The organism is Streptomyces coeruleorubidus (assembly GCF_008705135.1).
GTDB lineage: Bacteria > Actinomycetota > Actinomycetes > Streptomycetales > Streptomycetaceae > Streptomyces > Streptomyces coeruleofuscus.
In genome coordinates this window covers 241,124-261,244 of record NZ_CP023694.1, presented here as the reverse complement: position 1 = coordinate 261,244, position 20,121 = coordinate 241,124, and the positions used below count along the sequence as shown (strand labels likewise).

The following is a 20,121-nucleotide window of genomic DNA, read 5'->3' as shown; positions in this document are numbered from 1 at the left end:
GGCATCGGCGGGGCTACCCGCGCGGTGTGACGACATCCCAGCAGGAGCTGTTCCGGTTCCTGGAGGACCGCTTCGCCTGTGCCCAGGCGTGCACCGAGTGCGCCCGGGCGTGCGCGTTGCGCGCGAGCCTCGTGGATCCCGACGGCACCGAGAACCAGGAACTCGTACGACGCAAGGGCATCATGTGCGCGGAGGTCTGCGACGCGACCTGCCGTGTGCTGTCCGAACAGAACCAGGTGGACGAGACCAGCATCCGCGTCCAGGTGGAGTGGTGCCGGACCGTGTGCCTGGAGGCCGCGCACGTCTTCGACCGGCAGCCGGGGGCGGAGGACTCGGCGGCGGCGTGCCGTGCCTGCGCACGGGCGTGCACGGACTTCCTCGCCACGCTGAACTGAGGAGCCGACACTGAACTGAGGAGCCGTTCCCCATCCCTCGCCATTCCCAATTTCTGTAACACGTTCTACGGTGTGCGCCGACAGGACCGGCCTTGGGAGCCTGGAGGCGCCGTGCACCTCGAATACACGCCCGAGCAGCAGCGTCTGCGCGCCGAACTGCGCGCCTACTTCGCCGAACTGGTCCCGGACCACGCGTACGCCCGGCACGGCGACCCGGCCGCCCAGAAGCGGTTCTACCGCGAGACCATCCGGCGGCTCGGCGCGGACGGCTGGCTGGGCGTGGGCTGGCCGAAGGAGTACGGCGGGCGCGGCCTGAGCGCGATGGAGCAGTTCATCTTCTTCGACGAGGCCGCGCAGGCCGGCGTCCCGCTGCCGCTCATGGCGCTCAATACCGTCGGCCCGACGATCATGCGGTACGGCACCGAGGAGCAGAAGGCCTCCTTCCTGCCGAGGATCCTCTCCGGCGAGATCGACTTCGCCATCGGCTACAGCGAGCCCGGCGCGGGCACCGACCTCGCGTCACTGCGGACCCGTGCGGTGCTGAACGGCGACGAGTACGTCGTCAACGGCCAGAAGATCTGGACGACCAACGGCGACACGGCGGACTGGGTGTGGCTGGCGGTCCGTACGGATCCGGCCGCACCGCCGCACAAGGGCATCACCATGCTCCTGGTGCCGACCACCGCCCCCGGCTACTCCTGCACCCTCATCAACACCCTCGCCTCGCACGACACCACGGCCAGCTACTACGAGAACGTCCGCGTCCCCGTCTCCCACCGGGTCGGCGCCGAGAACCAGGGCTGGCGGCTGATCACCAACCAGCTCAACCACGAACGCGTGACCCTGGCCGCCCACGGCACCATGGCGATCCGCGCCCTGCACGACGTGCAGCGCTGGGCGATGGAGACCAAGCTCGCCGACGGCCGCCGCGTCGCCGACCTGCCCTGGGTCCGCCGCCTCCTGGCCCGGACCCACGCCCGGCTGGACGCGCTGAAGCTGCTCAACTGGCGGATGGTGGGTGCCGTCCAGGACGGCACCCTCACCCCGCAGGACGCCTCCGCCGTCAAGGTGTACGGCTCCGAGGCCCGACGCGACGCCTACGCCTGGCTCATGGAGATCGTCGCCGCCCCCGGTGCGCTGAAGGAGGGGTCGGCCGGTGCCGTCCTGCACGGCGAACTGGAACGCGGCTACCGTTCGGCGGTCATCTTCACCTTCGGCGGCGGCAACAACGAGATCCAGCGGGAGATCATCTCGTGGATCGGTCTGGGGATGCCGCGGGTGCGGCGCTGACCGAATTTCGTCATTCCCCTTCGCAGACGCCTTCGACGGCGAACTTCTGGTACAGGTGCGGGTAGGCGAGGGTGCCGGCAGGGTAGCGCTCCAGGTGCGAGGCGAACTCCGGTGTGCCGAGCGCTGCACGGAGGTGCTCGGTGGATTTCCAGACCGCGACGTTGGTGAAGAGCCGGCTGCCGCCGATGCCCCGGTACAGCTGCACCGAGAGAAGGCTCCCCGACTTCTTCATGTACTCGGCGTCGTCCGTCCACGCGGCCACCACCTCGTCCTCCTTGCCTTCCGGGGCGACAAAGGTGTTGATGATGGTGACCGGGCCGGCCTTCTCCTTCTGCTGGTCGCGGAAGGGGGTGGACTCGTCGAGGTTGCCGAACTTGAGCATGGTTCCTCCTGTGCTTTCAGGCGTTGTGCTTGCCGAGGAAGTCGGTGAGGAGCCGCAGCCACTCGTCGGTCCGTTCCAGCATCGGCAAGTGGCCGGTGGCGATCTCTGCGAGTTGGGCGCCGGGGATGGTCTCGGCGAGGTGGCGGTGCAGGGCGGTGGAGCTGAGCCGGTCGTCGGTGGTCGAGATGACCAGGGTGGGGACCGTGATGCCGGCGAGGTCGTCTCGTACGTCGACCTGGCCGACGAGGTCGGTCTGCTCGGAGCTGCCGGCGGCCGCGGTGGCGGCGGTGTAGCCGAGGGTCTGGCGCAGTTGCTCGGCCGGCATGGACTCCAGCGCCTGGGTGCCGAGGGCCATCAGGAGCAGGAATTCGGCGAGCAGCTCGCGGTCGCCGGACGCGGCGATCTTGCTCCAGACCGAGGAGGCGAGAGCGAGCCGGTTGTCACGGTGCGGGAAGGCGGCGGTCAGGACGAGTGCGGTGACGCGCTCGGGGTGGCGGGCGGCGGCTCGGATGGCGACCGGGCCGCCGAGGGAGAAGCCGGACACGGCGAAGCGGTCGAGGCCCTCCGCGTCGGCGGCGGCGATGAGCTGGTCGGCGAGGTCGTCGACGGACAGCGGGGCGGTGGAGCGGGGGGTGTCGCCGCTGCCGGGGTAGTCGATGCCGACGACGGTGTGGCGGGCGGCGAGAGCTTCCAGGACGGGGCCGTAGGTGCCGGCCAGGCTGCTGCCGGCGCCGTGGGCGAGGAGCAGACCGGGGCCGGAGCCGAGGCGAGTGCGGGAGAACGTGGGTGTGAGCAGGTTGTGAGGTGACATGGCCGTCTGCCTTTCGAATGCGCCGTCACGCAAGAATCATCCAGTGCGTGTGATTGCTCTCTCAGGTTTATCACACGAAGCGTATGATTAGTGGCTGTGGCGTCAATCACACTCGCCGTATGATGCCGGTAGGGTGGCGGCATGAAGCAGCCGCTCCATCGCCGTCAGCCGACCCCGGGCAACCCGCGCGTGCAGCGCACCCGCAACCGCGTGCTGGCCGTCGCCCGAGAACTGCTGCCTCAGGTCGGACCGGCCGGGCTGACCTATGCCCTGCTGGCCGAGCGTGCGGAGGTCACCCGCCAGACCCTCTACCGGCACTGGCCCACCCGAGCCGCACTGCTCTTCGACCTCGTCCTCGAAGGCCCCGATCTCGGCACCTATCCCGAACCGGGCAGCGACGTGGGTGCCGTGGCCACCGCGTGGCTGAAGAGCCTGCGCGCCGGGGTCAGCGTGCCGGCCGTGCGCACCGCGGCCCTGGCCGTCACCGCCCAGGCTGACCACGATCCCGACAGTGCCCGGGCACTCGTCCGCATCGGCGAAGACCGCTACGCCGGCTTCAACAGGCTGCTGGAGCCTTCAGGCGTCCAGATCAGCGAAGACGAGTTCACCCTGCTGTACGGGCCCGTCCTCGCCCGGCTCTTCCTCGACCGCGGCCAGGTCACCGACGCCTTCATCGACGCCGTCGTGGCCCAGTGGCTCACCATGCTGCGGCGCGCCGACGCACCGCAGGACTCCCAGTAGTAGTCGCTGCGACCTCTTGACAGAGGCCAACCGGAACACGCATTTCCGCAGCGGCGATTGGCTTCATGGAAGCTTCATGCGTTCAGTCGTACGTGCTTTATGAGGCGGCTGTTGTCTGGTGGTCATGCACGCACTCCTCGTCCCGCCGGTGGACAGATGGGCAGGCGGTCGGCGATGACGCGCTGGCGGGGACCATCGCCGTCCTGTGCAGGCCCTTCCCGGTCCGGCGACGGCGCCGTGACGCACGCACATACCACCTGACTCGCACTCAGCATGAAGAGGGGAACTGGAAATGAACCTGCGACGGAACATCTCGCGTCGAAGGATGATCGAAGGGGCATCGGCCGCGGCGCTCGTCACGGCGGCGGCGGCCACGGTGCCGGCTGCCATGGCCACTCCGGAGGCGGCGCCGTCCGGTCCGGGGCTGCCGAAGGGCAACTGGCGTATCGATACCCACGCGCACTACGCCCCCGACGTGTACAACGACTACCTGAAGCGCTATGGCCTGCTCGGCGCCATCACCGGGGCGTACGGTCCGTGGTCGGTCGACCGGCACCTGGCCTTCATGGACCAGTACCGGATCCAGGCCAGCGTCCTGTCGTTCGGTGACCTCCAGGTCACCGTCGGCCCGGTCGACGACCGGCGCGCCACCGCCCGCGCGGTCAACGACTGGGCCCGCGACCTCGTGCAGACCCGGGGTGACCGGTTCGGCATCTTCGCGGTCACCCCGATGCCCGACATCGAGGGCTCGGTGGCCGAGGTGGACCGCGCGCTCGGCGAACTGGATCTCGACGGCATCTGCCTGCTCACCAACTACAAGGGCACCTACCTGGGGGACCCTTCCTTCAAGCCTCTCTACGAGATCCTCAACGACCGCGGCGCCTACGTCTACGTCCACCCGACGGGTCCGGAGAACAACCCGGCACCCAAGCTCTGCTTCGGGCCCGACATCCCGGCCGGGAACAACGTCTTCGAGTACACCTTCGACGCGACCCGTGCGATGACGAGCCTGATCTACAACGGTGTCCTGCGGGACTACCCGAACATCCGCTGGCACTTCACGCACTGCGGCGGGGCACTGCCGTTCCTGGCCTACCGGCTCGCGACACGGCACTCGGCCTTCCCGCCGTTCAACGAGGTGCTGCCGGAAGGCCCCCTCACCTACCTCAAGCGGATGTACTTCGACGACGCACAGGCGTTCACCGCCGCGCAGTTGCAGCCGCTGTCGTCGCTGGTGCCCGACAGCCACATCATGTTCGGCAGCGACTGGCCGGCGACCCGCCACCTCTATGCGGCCGACAACGTCGAGACGATGCCCTTCCTCAAGGGCAGCCTGCCGGTCCTCAAGGCAGGCGACCCCGAACCGACCGTCGACGAGGTCTACAACCGGCGCCAGCGGATCGCTCTGGAGCGGACCAACGCCCTCGAGCAGTTCCCGAAGCTGCGGGCACGTATACGCCGCGCCGACTCGCGCTGAGCCGGGCTGCGCAGGTCCGTTTCGCACGAGGTACCGCAGGTGGAGCGGCGCGGCGGCACGTTCACCGGTGACGGGGATCCGTGCGGTGAGGTGTTCGAGCAGCAGCGGGATGTCGGCGGAGGTGAAGTCGGCACGCAGTAGGCCTGCTTGTCGCGTGCGCCGCCAGGTCGTCGAGGGCCGCACACAGCCGGCCGGCAGCGGCCATGATGCCGTCCGTGGTCGGCAGCCGGCCGCCGACCGGTACGAGCGGCGGATGTGGTGCGGCTGTCGATGCAGGGATCGCGTTCGGCTACCTCATCCCGCCCGGTGACGTGCGTGCCCTCGCCGACCGCCTCATGGAGCTGCTCGACGACCCGGCGGCCCGGCGCCGGATGGGCGAGGCCGGCCGGGAGATCGTCACCGGCCACGACACCCACCGTACGCTGGCCGCATTCGAGGCCTTCCCCCTCCCTGCCGCCGGCCACCCAGCGGCCACGACGCCTCCCCCTTCCCACTGCGGCGATGGAAAGCGAGCACGATGAGTACGCAGCGCGTTCTGGTCGTCGATGACGAACCCAAGATCCGTATGACCGTGCGCGGCTACCTGGAGGCGGACGGGTTCCACGTCATCGAAGCCGCGGACGGACCGTCCGCCCTTCAGGCCGTCACCCGCGACCGGCCGGACCTCGTGGTGCTCGATGTGATGCTCCCTGGGCTGGACGGATTCCAGGTCCTGCGCCGCGTCCGGGAGGCGAGCCAGGTCCCGGTGATCATGCTCACCGCCCGGGACGAGGAGGTCGACCGGCTGATCGGCTTCACGACCGGCAGCGACGACTACGTCACCAAGCCGTTCAGCCCCCGCGAACTGGCCCTACGGGTGCGCGCCATCCTGCGGCGCACCGACAACCGCCCCGGGGCTGCCCACGAGGACGACATGCTGCGCTTCGACGGACTGACTGTCGATCCCGAGACGCGAACCGTCCTCGTCGACGCCGACCGCACGGTGGAGCTGTCGGCCCTCGACTTCGACCTGCTGCTCGCGCTGGCCCGGGCCCCTGGGCGGGTCTTCACCCGGCGCGGACTGCTGACCCAGGTATGGGGCGAGGACTTCTTCGGCGACGAGCGCGTCGTGGACGTACACATCCGCACGCTGCGGCGCGCGCTGGGCGACGACGCGAACGCACCCCGGTTCGTGGGCACCGTCCGCACCATCGGCTACCGGTTCGTCGGGCGCCCCGCCTAGCGGCCAGGAAGGACACCCGCCCATGTTTCCCTCCGGCTTCCCGGTCTACCACAGGTGCCGTGCGCGGCTGCGCCGAATCCAGGAGCGGCTGTCGCTCCGCAACCGGCTGGTGCTCTCGCACGTCATGGTGCTCCTCCTGGCGCTGCTGGCCATGGCGGCGATCAGTGCGCTGATCGAGGTGTGGCTCGGGTTTGCCGATGTCGAAGGTGACGTGGTCCTTCAGATCGGCCTCTTGTTCGGAGTGGCCGCGGCCTTCCCGGCGTCCATCGCCCTGTCCCGGTTTCTGCTGCGACCGCTCGACCGGGTGCGCGCCGCCACGCGCCGGCTCGCCGAGGGCCACTACGACGACATCCTCGAACTCCCCAGCGAGCCGGGCCTGGCAGCGCTGGTCGAAGACGTCAACACACTGGCGGCAGCCCTCGCCGACACCCAACGCCGCCGCGCCCGCCTCATCTCCGAGGTCGCCCACGAGATGCGCACCCCCATCACCCTCCTACGCGGCCAGATCGAGGGCATGGCCGACGGCATCTTCATCCCCGACGAGGCGATGTTCGCCTCCCTCGCCGACGACCTTCACCGGTTGCAGCGCCTGGCGGGCGACCTCTCCAGCCTGTCCCGGTCGGAGGAGGCCGCCTTCGATCTTCACCGCAAGCCCACCGACGTGGCCACGCTGGCGCGGGCGACGGCCGAGCGATTGCGCCCCCAGTACGACGACCAGATGGTGACCCTCGTCGTGGACGCAGGCGCACCCGTCGGCGCTTTCTGCGACCCGGACCGGATCACCCAGGTCCTGGTGAACCTGCTCGGCAACGCACTGGCCGCATGCGATCGGCACGGGCATGTGGCGCTGTCCGTGTACACCGAACCGTCTCCCGGGCACCACGTGATCGCCCGTGTCATGGACGACGGCATCGGCATCGCCGAACACGACCTCGAACGCATCTTCCACCGCTTCGAACGCCTTGATCATCCCGGCCGACCCGCTGCCGCCGGCGGCAGCGGCATCGGGCTGACCATCGCCCGGGGCATCGCCCGAGCCCATGGCGGAGACATCACCGCGCAATCCGCCGGGCTGGGCAAGGGAGCAACGTTCACCTTGCGTCTACCGCAGGAACCCGCGCCCGAGGGCGGCATGTCCGGGAACCAGGTCTCCCGCTGACTCCGTCGTGCGCGGCTCCGAGGTCCGCTCGCACACGTTCTGAGTGGGGTGGGCGAAGCGCAGGCGGCTCCATGAAGTCCTAGATGAACCACGTAATGATCTGAAGGAACGTGAGAGTGGAACAGACCATGATGGCGGTCCGCCTGTTCGAACATGGCGGGCCCGAGGTGCTCAAGTACATAGAAGCGCCGATTCCCGAGGTCGGTCCCGACGACGTCTTGATGCGCGTGCACGCCACGGCCGTCAACAGCTGGGACCTGCGCTACCGCGCGGGCAATCTGCCGCAGCCCCTGCCGGGACGGCCGCCGTGGCCCCTGCCGTTCCAGCTCGGCCGGGACGCGGCCGGTGAAATCGTCGCCACCGGCGAGAACGTCACCCGGTGGCATCCCGGCGACAGGGCGGTGCAGCTTCCGCACCCGCCGTGCCGTAACTGTGCCCTGTGCGTACGCGGCCTGGAAAACCTGTGCGTCGACACCGCCTACCCCGGACATCAAGTCTTCGGCGGATACGCCCAGTACGTCGTGCGCCGCGAGGACGCGATCCTGCCCATCCCCGACGGCGTCGACTTCGAGACGGCCGTAGCCACCATGTGGACCTACACCACCCCGCTCAACTGTGCGCGGCAAGCACCCGTCGGTCCCGGCGACACCGTGGTCGTCACCGGCGCCAGCGGCGGGATGGCCATCGCCTGCGCACAACTGGCGAAGCTGAGCGGAGCCACCGTCATCGGCACCACCACCAAGCCCGACCGCGACGAAGCCCTCAGCAGGCTCGGCTACGACCACATCCTGCACTCCACCGATCCCCGACTGCCGGCACAGGTCAGGGAGCTGACGCACGGTCTGGGCGCCGACGCCGTCTGGGACTGTGTCGGCGGCAACGACTTCTTCCAGCTCTCCCTTTCCTGCATACGGCTCGGCGGCACGGTCATCGTCCTGGGCACACCGACCGACCAGGGATCCCGGCTCGAACTGGACGCACTCGCCCTCATCGGCGGGGAGGTGAAAATCGCCAGTGTGCGCGGCGCCACCCTGCGCGACCAGCAACTCTGCCTGGAACTGCTGGCAGACGGAAAGATCAACCCCATCATCGACCGGGCCTATCCCCTGGCAGAGGCGGCCGAGGCCCACGCTTATCTGGAAAGCCACCGGCAGACCGGCAAAGTCCTCCTCCTGCCCTGACGCCCCGGCGGCCATACGCGACGGGACGCCCGGGTTCCCCGGGTGTCCGAGCCGACGGAGGGGCTGTCGCGTCACGCCGGTTGCCAGATCCGGGCGAGGGTAGAGGCCGTGAGCAACTGCTCGGGGTCCCCCTGTCCTGCCAGGTGACCGTCGCGGAGCAGGAGGCAGGCGTCCGCCGAGCGTGCGGCTTCCAGGTCGTGCGTGGCCTGGACGACCGTCACTCCGTCGGCGACCAGCTCCGTCAGCAGCGCCCCGATCCGCTCCCTCGCTTCGGGGTCCAGGCCTGTGGTCGGTTCGTCCAGCAGCAACAGGTCCGACTCCTGGGCGAGCCCTTGGGCGATCAGGGCGCGCTGTCTCTGCCCGCCGGACAGCTCCCCGAGTTGACGCGTGGCGAGGTCGGCGATGCCCAGTCGTTCCAGGGCCGTGTCCACGCTGGCGCGGTCCTGCCGGGTCAGCCGGCGCCACGGTCCGCGTTCGCCCCAGCGCCCCATCTCCACCGTCTGTCTGACCGTCAGCGGCAGTGCGTCACCGACGGCGCCGCGTTGCGGGACGAACGCCGGTGGCCGGTTGCCGGCGTGGTGGAGCTCGCCTGATGTGGGTCGGATCACTCCGGCCAGTACTCCGAGCAGGGTGGACTTCCCGCTTCCATTCGGGCCGACGAGGGCTGTAGTGGCCAACGCGGCTATCTCCGCGTCCAGTTGATGCAGGACGGGACGGCCCGGGTATCCGGCGGAGAGCTTGGCGAGGCGAACGCGGGACGTCCTGTCCTCGGCTTGGGCGAGAGAGGGGGATTTTTTGAACATGATTTTCATTGTAATGTCCACCGCATGGAGTGGTTGACGGGTCCCTTCGAGGTGACCTTTGTGCAACGGGCCCTGTGGGGCGGAATGCTGGTGTCGGTGATCTGCGCACTGGCCGGTACCTGGGTCGTGCTCAGGGGGATGGCCTTTCTGGGCGACGCCATGTCCCACGGGCTGCTGCCCGGGGTCGCGCTCGCCGCGCTGCTCGGTGGCAACCTGCTGGTCGGGGCGGTGGTGAGCGCGGTCGTCATGACCGCCGGCGTCACCGTCCTCGGCCGCACCCCGAGGCTGTCCCAGGACACCGGTATCGGTCTGCTGTTCGTGGGGATGCTGTCCCTCGGCGTCATCATCGTGTCGCGCTCGCAGTCCTTCGCGGTCGACCTGACCGGGTTCCTGTTCGGTGACGTCCTCGCCGTCCGTGCGCAGGATCTGGTGTTGCTGGGTGTGGCGCTGCTGCTGGCACTGGTCGTCTCGGTCCTCGGCCACCGGGCTTTCCTCGCCCTGGCCTTCGACCCGCGCAAGGCCCGGACGCTCGGCCTACGCCCCCGCCTCGCTCACGCCGTGCTGCTCGGCCTGCTGGCGCTGGCCATCGTCGCCTCGTTCCACATCGTGGGAACGCTGCTGGTGCTGGGCCTGCTCATCGCCCCGTCGGCGGCCGCGCTGCCCTGGGCGCGCAGTGTACGAGGTGTCATGGCCCTCGCGGCGCTGCTCGGCATCACCGCCACCTTCTGCGGTCTGCTGTTGTCCTGGCATCTGAGCACCGCGGCCGGGGCGACCGTCTCGGCCCTCGCGGTGAGCCTGTTCTTCCTCTCCCACCTGGCATCCGGTCTTCGCCGCCACCAGCGTGCGCGCTTCGTCGGCGTTCACGCCACGGCAACCGACTGAAAAGAACCTGAGGCGATCCCCTTGCTCGTCCGAAGAAACGTCATTCCCTGGGCGCCTGCCGCGCTCGTGGCCGTCTCCCTGATCACCACGAGTTGCGCCGGCCAGAACGACGACGTGTCCACCCCGAAGTCCACCGCCTCCGCATCCGCTCCGCACGGATATGTCGAGGGGGCACAGGAGAAGGCCGAGCAGCAGTCGCGGCTGCTGCTCAACGACCCGGGGACAGGAGACACCCGGGTACTCGACCTGATCACCGGAAAGGCGCAGGAGGTGTCCCGGAGGACAGGCACCGCCGAACTCACCACGGACGGCCGGTTCGGCTACTTCCACACCTCAGGCGGCACACACGTCCTCGACGGCGGCGCCTGGACGGTGGATCACGGCGACCACGTCCACTACTACCGCGCGGCCATACGCGACGTGGGCCGGCTGCCCGGAGGCCTGGGCACCCGCGTCCGCAGCGACGCCGCGGTGACCGCGGTGACCGACGAGGACGGCCGCGCCAGGATCTACCGCCGGGCCGGTCTGGAGAAGGGCAAGGCCGGCTCGCCCCGCACGCTTCCCGGAACGCACCCGGGAGCTGTCGTGCCCCACGAAGAGCACCTGCTCGGCGTCACGGAGGACGGGAAGGTCCTGGTGTACGACCGCGAGGGCAAGCGGGCCGCGTCGCCGGACGCCCGGTGCGAGGACCCACGGGGCGATGCCGTCACCCGGCGCGGAGTCGTCCTGGGCTGCGCGGACGGTGCCCTGCTCGTCCGTGAGGCCGACGGCACCTTCACCGCCGAGAAGATCCCGTATGGCAGCGACGTATCCGAAGCGGAACGGGCCACGGCTTTCCGGCACCGGCCCGGCAGCGACACGCTCACGGCGCCGGCCGGTGACCGGGCCGTGTGGGTCCTGGACGTCACCGAACGCACGTGGACACGGGTGAGGACCGGTCCGGTGGTCTCGGCCAACACAGCGGGCGAGGGTTCGGTCCTGATCGTCCTCGAGACCGACGGATCGCTCCACGGCTACGACATCTCCACCGGCAAGCAGGTCACCTGGACGAAGCCGCTCCTGGCGGGCGCCTCCGCCGCCGGCACCGATGGGAACGCGGGACCGGTCATCGAGGTCGACCGCAGCCGCGCCTACCTCAACGACCCCAAGGGCAGACGCGTGTACGAGATCGACTACAACGACAACCTGCGCGTCGCGCGCACCTTCGACCTGGACATCGAGCCGGCCCTGATGGTGGAGACCGGACGATGACGAGACAGACGCAAGAGGCGCGTCGGCTGCCCACCTTCCTGCTGGCCCTGCTCACCCTCGCCCTGGCCGGTGCCGGCACCGGCTGTACGAGCGGCGACGACCGGCCCCGGGTGGTCGTGACGACCAACATCCTGGGTGACGTCACCCAGGAGATCGTCGGCGACGAGGCCGACGTCACCGTGCTGATGAAGCCGAACGCCGACCCGCACTCCTTCGGCCTGTCGGCCGTGCAGGCCGCCGAACTGGAGCGTGCGGACCTCGTGGTCTTCAACGGGCTGGGCCTGGAGGAGAACGTGCTCCGGCACGTGGAGGCGGCCCGCGAGTCCGGGGTGGCCACCTTCGAGGCCGGCAAGGCGGTGGACCCCCTCACCTTCCAGGCGCAGGACGACGGGGGGCCCGAGGAGGAGGCCGGGCAGCCGGATCCGCACTTCTGGACCGACCCCGACCGCGTGCGCAAGGCCGTCGGCCTGATCGCCGACCAGGTGGTCGAGCACGTGGACGGCGTCGACGAGAAGGCGATCCGCGACAACGCCGACCGCTACGACGGCCAACTCGCCGACCTCACCACCTGGATGGAGAGGTCCTTCGGCAGCATCCCCGAACAACGGCGTGCGTTGGTGACCAACCACCACGTCTTCGGCTACCTCTCCGAACGCTTCGGCTTCCGGGTGGTCGGTGCGGTGATCCCGAGCGGTACCACGCTGGCCTCGCCCAGCTCCTCCGACCTGCGCTCGCTCACCGAGGCCATGCGCAAGGCGGGCGTACGCACGGTCTTCGCCGACTCCTCCCAGCCCAAGCGGCTGGCCGAGGTCCTGCACACGGAGCTGGGCGGCCGGACGCGTGTCGTCGAGCTCTACTCCGAATCCCTGACCGAAGAGGGCAAGGGCGCCGGCACCTACCTGCAGATGATGCGCGCCAACACCACCGCCATGACCGACGGACTGACCGGCGCCTGAATCCGCCCCCTCACATGGCGCCCGGCCGATCGGCCGTCCAGCAGCAGCACCCACACCCGACGCCGCGCCCGCGCGGCCGGAAAGGAACACCCCGGTGAACAAGTCGATGCGCAACAGAGCCTTCACGGGCGCAGCCCTCGCCCTGGCGGCCTCCGCCGTCCTGACCGCCTGCGGAGGAGAGGACAGCTCCTCCACCGACACGAAGGCCAAGAACGCCCCGGGTACCAAGGCCGTCGCGGTCAAGGACCCGTTGGTCGCCACGTTCGACGGCGGGCTGTACGTCCTGGACGGCGAGAGCCTGAAGCTGGCCGACACGATCGAACTGCCGGGCTTCAACCGCCTCAACCGCGCCGGCGACGACGACCACGTCATCATCTCCACCGACTCGGGTTTCCGCGTCCTGAACGCCGCCCAACAGGCCTTCACCGGCGTCGAGTACAAGGGCGCCAAGCCCGGCCACGTCGTACGGCACGCCGGCAAGACGGTTCTGTTCACCGATGGCACCGGCGAGGTCGACGTCTTCGACCCCGACGACCTCTCGGGCGGCAAGAAGCCGCAAGGCCGCAGCTACAGCTCCGCCGAGCCGCACCACGGCGTCGCCATCGAACTGAGCAACGGCGAACTCCTCAGCATCCTCGGCACCGAGGAGAAGCGCACCGGCGCCCTCGTCCTGGACAAGAACAACAAGGAGATCAAGCGCAACGAGAACTGCCCCGGCGTCCACGGCGAGGCCGCGGCCAAGGGCGAGGCCGTCGGCATCGGCTGCGAGGACGGCATCCTGATCTACAAGGACGGCACGTTCACCAAGGTCGACGCTCCCGACGACTACGGCCGCATCGGCAACCAGAGCGGCAGCGACGCGTCGCCCGTTCTCCTGGGCGACTACAAGACCGACCCGGAGGCCGAACTGGAGCGGCCGACCCGCATCTCCCTCATCGACACCGAGACCGCGAGACTGCGCCTGGTCGACCTGGGCACCAGCTACTCCTTCCGCTCGCTCGGCCGCGGACCCCAGGGCGAGGCACTCCTCCTGGGCACGAACGGCAGCCTCCACGTCATCGACCCGGAAACGGGCAAGGTGGAGAAGAAGATCCCCGTCGTGGACGAGTGGCAGGAGCCGCTGGACTGGCAGCAGCCCCGGCCCACCCTCTTCGTCCGCGACCACACCGCGTACGTCTCCGAGCCGGGCAAGCGCAAGCTGCACGCCATCGACATCGAAACGGGCAAGAAGGTCACGTCCGTGACCCTGCCGAAGAGCACGAACGAACTGTCCGGTGTCGTCACCGGCCACTGAACCCCGTCCTCAGGTCGACCAGGCCTCGTCCCACTGGTCCAGCAAGGTGTCGGCCGTAGCTCCGTCGGCGTCGGGTGCCGGGCCGTGGAGCGACTGCTCCGTCCAGATCACCTTTCCGCGGGCCATGTAGCGGGTGCCCCACCGCTGAGAGAACTGGGCGACGAGGAACAGCCCTCGTCCGCCCTCGTCGGTGGTGGCGGCCCGACGCAGGTGGGGTGAGGTGCTGCTGCCGTCGGTGACCTCGCAGATCAGGCTGTCGCGGTCGTGCAGCACCCGCAGCCGAATCGGCTCGGTGCCGTAGCGGATGGCGTTGGTGACCAGCTCGCTGATCACCAACTCGGTGGTGAAGGCCATCTCGTCCAGCCCCCAGGCCCCGAGCCGACGGGTGACGTCCGCCCGGATCCCGGCGACGACCGCGGGATCGCCGGGCACGTTCCATTCGGCGACCCGGGAGGGATCGAGCCGGTGGGTGCGGGCGACGAGCAGGGCGATGTCGTCGCCCGGGTGGGCCGGAAGCAGGGTGCCGAAGACGTCCCCGCAGGTCTCCTCCGGAGTCCGGCCGGGCCGCGCCAGGGCATCGCGCAGCGCTTCCAGGCCGATGTCGATGCCGCTTTCCCGGTCCTCGATCAGCCCGTCGGTGTACAGGACCAGCCTGGACCCCTCGGGCAAGGTGAACTCGGCGGTTTCGAAGGGCTCCCCGCCGCCCAGCCCGAGCGGCGGGGAGCCCGGCACCCGCAGGAACTCCACGGTGCCGTCGGGGTGCACCAGGGCCGGCTCCGGATGCCCGGACCGGGCCAGCGAGCACTGCCCGGAGGACGGGTCGTAGACCGCGTAGAGGCAGGTGGCTCCCGTGACGCCCTTGTCGTCCCGCTCGGCGCTCTCCTCGCCGTCGATCCGGGCGACCAGCTCGTCCAGGTGGCCGAGGAGCTCGTCCGGGGACAGGTCCAGGGCGGAGAAGGTGTGCACCGCCGCGCGCAACTGGCCCATGGTGGCCGCGGCGTGGAGGCCGTGCCCGACCACGTCGCCGACGACCAGTGCGACCCGGGCGCCGGGCAGGGGGATGACGTCGAACCAGTCGCCGCCGACTCCGTCCAGAGCCGGCAGGTAGCGGTGGGCGACCTCCACGGCCGAGTGGTCGGGCAGGGAGCCGGGCAGCAGACTGCGCTGGAGTGTCTCGGCCAGGGCGTGCTCGCGGGTGTAGCGACGGGCGTTGTCGATGGCCACCGCGGCCCGGGCGACGAGCTCCTCGGCGAAGGCCAGATCCTCCTCCTCGAAGGGAGGGGCCTCCGAGCGCCAGAAACTCGCCATGCCCAGCACGACGCCGCGGGCCTGGAGCGGCACGGTGATCAGCGAGTGGAAGCCGTGGTCCAGCACGCGCCGGGCGCGGTCGGGGTCCTGGGCGGCCATCCAGTCCCCGGAGGCGGCCAAGTCGGCCTCCAGAACGGCGTGGCCGCGCTCGACGCCGACGGCCATGGGCGAGGTGGGGACAAAGCGGATCAGCTCCCCGACGTGGTGAAGCGTCCGTGCCCCCTCGACGCCGAACACCGCCGCGCGGCGCATCTCGGAGCCGAGCCCGGCCGGCTCCTCACCCCGCAGGACCGGGTCCAGCAGGTCGACGGTGGCGGCGTCCGCGAACCGGGGGACCGAGACCTCGGTCAGCTCCTGCGCGGTGCTCGTCACCTCCAGCGTGGTGCCGATCCGCACCCCCGCGTCGTACAGCAGCCGCAGCCGCTCCCGGGCCACCTCCGCCCGGCCCGCCAAGGCCCGCAGCTCCGTCGTGTCGCGCAGCGTGACCACGCTGCCCGCCGGGCCGCCGTCGGGGCCGACCGGCCGCATGTTGACCGCCAGCAGCCGGTCGCCGGCCAGGTGCACCTCGTCGGTGGCCACCCGGCCCGATCCCAGCAGCCGGGCGGTGCCCGCCTCCAGGCCCAGGTCGGTGACACGGCGTTCCTCGGCATCCGGGGGCAGCGCCAGCAGCCGCCGCGCCTCGTCGTTGGCCAGCAGGAGCCGTCCGTCACCCCCGATGATCAGCACCCCTTCCCGCACCGCGTGCAGCACCGCGTCGTGGTGCTCGTACATGCGGGTCATCTCGGACGGGTCCAGGCCGTGGGTCTGCCGCCGCAAGCGCCGGGAGACCAGGGCCGTCCCACCGGCCGAGACCACCAGCGCGCCGCCGGCGAAGCCGAGCAGCTGCGGCAGTTGGCCCTGCACCACCTCGTCCACGCTGTCGACCGTGATGCCGGCCGCCACAAAGCCGACGATGGTCTTCCCGCCGGTGTCGTAGACGGGGACCGTCGAGTCCACGGAGAGCCCGAGACTGCCCTCGAAGGTTTGGGTGAAGGGTCTGTCGGCCGCGGCGCCTTCGCGCAGCGCGAAGATGTGCTTCCCGATCAGTGCCGGGTCCGGATGGGTCCAGCGGAAGCCGTTCGGATCGAACGCGACGACGTAGTCGACCCCGGACTCCTCACGGGCTTCCTCCGCACGCGGTTGCATCAGCGCACGGGGGTTGTCGGACTTCATGGCCTCCAGCGTCCCCGGGGCGTGCGCGAAGGCCTGGGCGACTCCGAAGGCCAGTTGCCGGGCCTCCTGCATGCTCGCGTTCCGGGCCTGGAACACGAGGGCCACGCCCGCGGCCGCGGCGAACAGCACCATGATCGCCAGCTGGAGCAGGAACACCTGGCCCGCGACGCTGCGTACCCGGGGCAGGGCGGTCGAGCGCGGCCCGCTGTACCCGCTGTACGGACGGAACCGAGACACCCGGAGCCGACCAGAACGAGTGGCCATATCCCTTTTCCTGTCTTTCATCGCTCCCTGTGCCTCGGGCTCAGGTGCGTGCCCACGCCTGCCAGCGCTCGGTCAGGGCATCTCCGTTCTCGACCCACCACTCGACGTCCAGGTCGAAACCGGACCGCAGGTGCCCCGGAGAGCTCGCCAGGTGCGCGGCGGCGGTCTCGGAGAGGTGTGCGTAGGCGGCCGGCACGACAGGCCCCTCGGGGTGGATCCGTGCGAAGTGGGCCTGTACATCGGGCCGCAGGGCGAAGTCGATGAGCCGGTAGGCGGCCTCCGGGTTCGCTGCGCCTTTGGGGATGCCGTAGCCGTTGCTCTGCCTGCGAGCACCGTTCCACGCGTACGCGAGCGGGGAACCGTCCCTGATCAGACTCTGGACGCGGCCGTTCCAGACGCTGGAGGCCACGACTTCCTTACGGTCCAGCAGTTCACCCGGTACGGCGCCGCTCTCCCAGAACGCCGGCACGGAGTCCTTGATGGCGTCGAGGGCCGCGAAGGCACGGTCCACGTCGAGGGGATACAGCTCGTCGAGCGGCACGCCGTCGGCGAGGAGGGCGAACTCCAGCTCCGGCCAGTCCACCGAGCCCTGCAACGCGCGCCTGCCCGGGAATTGCCCGGTGCTCCAGAAGTCCGCCCAGGACTCGGGCTTTTTCCGGCCGAAGGCGTCGGCACGGTATGCCAGGACGCTGGCCCAATAGTTCTTTCCCACGCCGTGAGAGGTCAACAGGGACTCGGCGATGCCGGCATTCGTCGCGTTCTTCAGCCGGTCGTAGTCGAGCTCCTCCGAAAGTCCCTCCTGCTTGAAGAGTGCCAAGTGGGTCATGTTGATGTCCATGACATCGAACCGGGGGCGGCCTTCCTCGATCTGGGCGATCATCCGCTCGTGCAGGATGTTCACCACTTTGATCTGGATTCCGGTCTCCCTGGTGAACGGGTCGTAGACGGCCTTTCGATTCGCTGCTCCGTACGTGCCGCCGATGTCGCGGACGACGAGCGGTCCACTGCTCTTGGTCCTGGTGGTGCCCTGGTCGGAGCGGGGCCGGCACGCGGTGAGCGCGAGGGTGGCGACGCCTGCCGCGGCTCCGCCCCCCAGGAATGCTCTGCGATCGATTCCGTGTTCGCTCACCCTCTTCCTCCTGTGGATCTGGGCGCGGGGCCGGTAGGGGAGGGCGGATTCACGCGGAATGCGCTTCCCTGCTTCGTGTCCCGTCCATTTGCTACGGGATCGTCATTTCGGCAGAGATCTTCCTCCGTGAGGGTTGTGCAAGTATGCAGGCAATATCATTCCTTTGCCAGGGCCCGGGTGAGCCTTTCGACCCGGTCGTGGAGGCGCTCCACATACAGCTCGGACCCCGGCTTCATCAGGACGCTGCGGAGAATGCGCGCGCCCTCGGCGTCCGCGGTGACCTTCGGGTGGCGGGCGGTGAAGGACTCGCGGTCGGCCTTGAGGGTGCTGGGGAACACCGGATCGGGGGCCGGACATGCCGTCGGCCAGGACGCGGGCCGACGCCGCGTCCACGGCGGTGAGGGTGGCCGGGTCCACCGCGGGGAAGTAGGTGACGATGTCCAGCTCTGGTTGCTGGTACAGCTCAAGGGCGTCGCCTCGTCACGTGCCGGGCGCCGCCGCTCCCCGCGCGTCCAGCACCAGCACCGCGACGTGCAGGGACGTGCACTGAAGGCCCGACTCCAGATCGCAGCCGAGGAGCCGCTCGATGGTGTGGAGCCGCTGGTAGTACGCCTGCCGGGACATGCCGGCCTGTTTCGCCGCGACCGACTTGTTCCCGGCCGCCGTCAGATAGGCGCGCAATGCCGGGAGCAGGTCGCCGCCGTTGCGGTCGTCGTGCTCGATGAGACGCGTGAGCTGCCGTTCCGCGTACCGCTGGAGGCGGATGTCCTCCCGCAGCACGCCCAGCAGCTCCGGCAGCCGGACGTCGGCGGGGACGTAGAACCAGCGGTCGGGTGAGGCGGGCGTGATGGCCTCGGCCGTCTGCTCGGCCTCCTGCCACGACCGGGCGATCCCGGAGAGGTCGGTCACGCCGGGGCCGACGGCGACGACGCATTCCGGGCCGAGCTCCTCGCGGCAGAGACGGCCCATCCGCTCGGCGACCGGCTGCCAGGCGCTGGCCTGTGCCAGGGCGAGGAGCACGCCGATCCGGCCCGGGGCCGTCTCGCCGACCAGGGCGCGGATGCCGGTCTGCGCCATCGCCTTCGCGATCCGTTCGTCGAGGTGCTCCCCGGTACCGGTGTGCGTGTGGCGGATGACCACGGCGAAGAGGCGGTGCCCGAGGGTCGGCAGTCCCAGGGCCTCGGCGCGTGCGCGGGCGTCCGCGGGAGAGCGGAAACGCCGTTCGTACAGGTCACGCAGCACCGAGCGGTGGGCCCGGCGCTCCCACCAGGCCGGTCCGGCCAGCCGCGCCATGCTCAGGGCGACTGCCGCGCGCTCCAGCACCAGGACGTGTTCCGGGTCGGGCTCCGGGTTCAGCCGGCCCTCCAGCAGGACCAGCCGCCCCCACGGCCCCTGGTGGTCCTGCACGGGCGCGATCAGCCACCCCTCCGGGCCGCTCGGCGTGATCTTCTCCGGGGTCGGGGCGGCCCGGGAACGCCGGGACCAGGCCGACACCACCGGCTCGTACGGCCGGCCGAGCAGTTCGCACATCAGGACCCGGTGGGTGAGGTCCTCCAGCACCACGGGGGCCCCGGTGAGCTCGGCGGTGGTGTGCACCAGTTCCTCGGGGCTCGCCCCCCGCAGCGTCAGGGCGGTGAAGATGTCCTGGACGGCCCTGCCGCGGCGCAGCAGCGCCCCCTGGGCGTCGAGGATGAGCGCGTGCACCGTCTGCGTGACGTCGATGAACCGGACGCCGCGGGCCAGCTCGACCAGCGGCACCTCACGGGCACGGCAGGCCGCCACCAGCTCGTCGGGCACCTTCCGGTACCGGTAGCCGAGCTCCACGATCAGGCCTGCCGCGCCGACATCGGCGAGCTGGCCGACGTAGCCACGCAGCTCGGAGGCGTCCTCGGGATAGGGCATGCCGGTCGTCAGGACCAGCTCGCCGCCTTCGAGGAAATCGGCGGGGTTGAGCAGTTCGGTGACGTGCACCCAGCGCACCGCACGGTCCAGCTGCGACTCACCGGCCAGCACGCGCGGCATCCCCTCGGCCAGCACGGGGAGGCTCAGAACCTCCGTGATGGTCGGGAAGCGCCCGGTTGCGGGCCGTCTGGGCGGCATAAGGACTGCTTTCGTCCGAGGGATCGGGGTCACCTTCGCACCGGCACATCACCGTGACAAGAGGGGCAGGGTTACTTTCCGTGGCCGGCCTGCTCGCCATGACACTTCGTCTCGATAAGGTCCCGAGGCGGAACAGAGTGTGGGTTGACCTGCGTATTCGCCGGGGTCGAGAGTGAACGCCATCCCCAAAGGGCCCGAATCGGAAGGGTCCGCACGGTGTCCCCACCGTGCCGGGGCACCACTGAGACACCCAGGCCGCACCCG

Annotated in this window: 19 protein-coding genes; 12 read left to right on the top strand and 7 right to left on the bottom strand. The window is 70.1% G+C overall.

Going from position 1 to position 20,121, the window contains the following annotated elements; genetic code table 11:
• Window positions 1-26: 26 nt before the first annotated feature.
• Both CP976_RS01270 and CP976_RS01265 read left to right on the top strand, forming a co-directional pair.
• On the top strand, window positions 27-395 hold the full coding sequence (locus tag CP976_RS01270) for a four-helix bundle copper-binding protein (RefSeq protein ID WP_059423021.1): 369 nt from the start codon (window positions 27-29) through the stop codon (window positions 393-395).
• Window positions 396-506: 111 nt separating this feature from the next.
• Complete coding sequence (locus CP976_RS01265) at window positions 507-1,685, top strand: acyl-CoA dehydrogenase family protein (protein WP_150478595.1); 1,179 nt, start codon at window positions 507-509, stop codon at window positions 1,683-1,685.
• Window positions 1,686-1,695: 10 nt separating this feature from the next.
• On the opposite strand, the gene CP976_RS01260 is transcribed toward CP976_RS01265, so the two are convergent.
• Entirely contained in the window at window positions 1,696-2,067 is a 372-nt protein-coding gene (locus CP976_RS01260; protein ID WP_150478594.1) for an antibiotic biosynthesis monooxygenase family protein, read from the bottom strand.
• Between the two features lie 16 nt (window positions 2,068-2,083).
• Window positions 2,084-2,878 (bottom strand): alpha/beta fold hydrolase, encoded by a 795-nt coding sequence (locus CP976_RS01255; protein WP_150478593.1) that lies wholly within the window; start codon window positions 2,876-2,878, stop codon window positions 2,084-2,086.
• A 141-nt stretch (window positions 2,879-3,019) separates the two neighbouring features.
• On the opposite strand from CP976_RS01255, the gene CP976_RS01250 reads away from it, so the two are divergent.
• From CP976_RS01250 to CP976_RS01220, 6 genes are all read left to right on the top strand, one after another.
• A complete protein-coding gene (locus CP976_RS01250; RefSeq protein ID WP_150478592.1) occupies window positions 3,020-3,619 on the top strand; it encodes a TetR/AcrR family transcriptional regulator in 600 nt (199 codons plus the stop codon).
• A 325-nt stretch (window positions 3,620-3,944) separates the two neighbouring features.
• Complete coding sequence (locus CP976_RS01245) at window positions 3,945-5,096, top strand: amidohydrolase family protein (RefSeq protein WP_167537252.1); 1,152 nt, start codon at window positions 3,945-3,947, stop codon at window positions 5,094-5,096.
• A 215-nt stretch (window positions 5,097-5,311) separates the two neighbouring features.
• Window positions 5,312-5,617, top strand: coding sequence for a hypothetical protein (locus CP976_RS43220; RefSeq protein WP_190147071.1), 306 nt, complete (start codon window positions 5,312-5,314; stop codon window positions 5,615-5,617).
• A complete protein-coding gene (locus tag CP976_RS01230) occupies window positions 5,614-6,318 on the top strand; it encodes a response regulator transcription factor (RefSeq protein WP_150478590.1) in 705 nt (234 codons plus the stop codon). The genes CP976_RS43220 and CP976_RS01230 overlap by 4 nt, the downstream gene beginning before the upstream one ends.
• 22 nt (window positions 6,319-6,340) lie before the next feature.
• Window positions 6,341-7,477: a sensor histidine kinase gene (locus CP976_RS01225; RefSeq protein WP_229876663.1), complete on the top strand. Its 1,137-nt coding sequence runs from the start codon at window positions 6,341-6,343 to the stop codon at window positions 7,475-7,477.
• 116 nt (window positions 7,478-7,593) lie between these two features.
• Window positions 7,594-8,658: a quinone oxidoreductase family protein gene (locus tag CP976_RS01220; protein WP_150478589.1), complete on the top strand. Its 1,065-nt coding sequence runs from the start codon at window positions 7,594-7,596 to the stop codon at window positions 8,656-8,658.
• Window positions 8,659-8,729: 71 nt separating this feature from the next.
• Here the strand turns inward: CP976_RS01220 and aztA are convergent, their stop codons facing one another.
• A complete protein-coding gene (gene aztA / locus CP976_RS01215) occupies window positions 8,730-9,470 on the bottom strand; it encodes a zinc ABC transporter ATP-binding protein AztA (protein ID WP_150478588.1) in 741 nt (246 codons plus the stop codon).
• 15 nt (window positions 9,471-9,485) lie between these two features.
• On the opposite strand from aztA, the gene aztB reads away from it, so the two are divergent.
• The 4 genes from aztB to aztD all read left to right on the top strand — a co-directional run bounded on the left by aztB (window position 9,486) and on the right by aztD (window position 13,844).
• The gene (aztB, locus tag CP976_RS01210; protein WP_150478587.1) at window positions 9,486-10,343 is read left to right on the top strand and encodes a zinc ABC transporter permease AztB; all 858 of its coding nucleotides are present in this window, start codon (window positions 9,486-9,488) and stop codon (window positions 10,341-10,343) included.
• A 21-nt stretch (window positions 10,344-10,364) separates the two neighbouring features.
• Window positions 10,365-11,594, top strand: coding sequence for a PQQ-binding-like beta-propeller repeat protein (locus CP976_RS01205; protein WP_150478586.1), 1,230 nt, complete (start codon window positions 10,365-10,367; stop codon window positions 11,592-11,594).
• Window positions 11,591-12,550 carry a zinc ABC transporter substrate-binding protein AztC gene (gene aztC / locus CP976_RS01200; RefSeq protein ID WP_150478585.1) on the top strand — a complete coding sequence of 320 codons (960 nt, stop codon included), beginning with the start codon at window positions 11,591-11,593 and terminating at the stop codon, window positions 12,548-12,550. The genes CP976_RS01205 and aztC overlap by 4 nt, the downstream gene beginning before the upstream one ends.
• Window positions 12,551-12,644: 94 nt before the next feature.
• The gene (gene aztD / locus CP976_RS01195) at window positions 12,645-13,844 is read left to right on the top strand and encodes a zinc metallochaperone AztD (RefSeq protein ID WP_150478584.1); all 1,200 of its coding nucleotides are present in this window, start codon (window positions 12,645-12,647) and stop codon (window positions 13,842-13,844) included.
• A 9-nt stretch (window positions 13,845-13,853) separates the two neighbouring features.
• Here aztD and CP976_RS01190 read toward each other — a convergent pair whose 3' ends face one another.
• From CP976_RS01190 to CP976_RS01175, 4 genes are all read right to left on the bottom strand, one after another.
• The gene (locus CP976_RS01190) at window positions 13,854-16,628 is read right to left on the bottom strand and encodes a SpoIIE family protein phosphatase (RefSeq protein WP_150478583.1); all 2,775 of its coding nucleotides are present in this window, start codon (window positions 16,626-16,628) and stop codon (window positions 13,854-13,856) included.
• Window positions 16,629-16,668: 40 nt separating this feature from the next.
• Window positions 16,669-17,757 (bottom strand): ABC transporter substrate-binding protein, encoded by a 1,089-nt coding sequence (locus tag CP976_RS01185; protein WP_150478582.1) that lies wholly within the window; start codon window positions 17,755-17,757, stop codon window positions 16,669-16,671.
• A 155-nt stretch (window positions 17,758-17,912) separates the two neighbouring features.
• Window positions 17,913-18,095, bottom strand: a complete 183-nt coding sequence (locus tag CP976_RS43470; RefSeq protein WP_229876661.1) for a hypothetical protein — start codon at window positions 18,093-18,095, stop codon at window positions 17,913-17,915.
• Window positions 18,096-18,237: 142 nt separating this feature from the next.
• Window positions 18,238-19,857, bottom strand: coding sequence for a PucR family transcriptional regulator (locus CP976_RS01175; protein WP_208838920.1), 1,620 nt, complete (start codon window positions 19,855-19,857; stop codon window positions 18,238-18,240).
• Window positions 19,858-20,121: the final 264 nt, after the last annotated feature.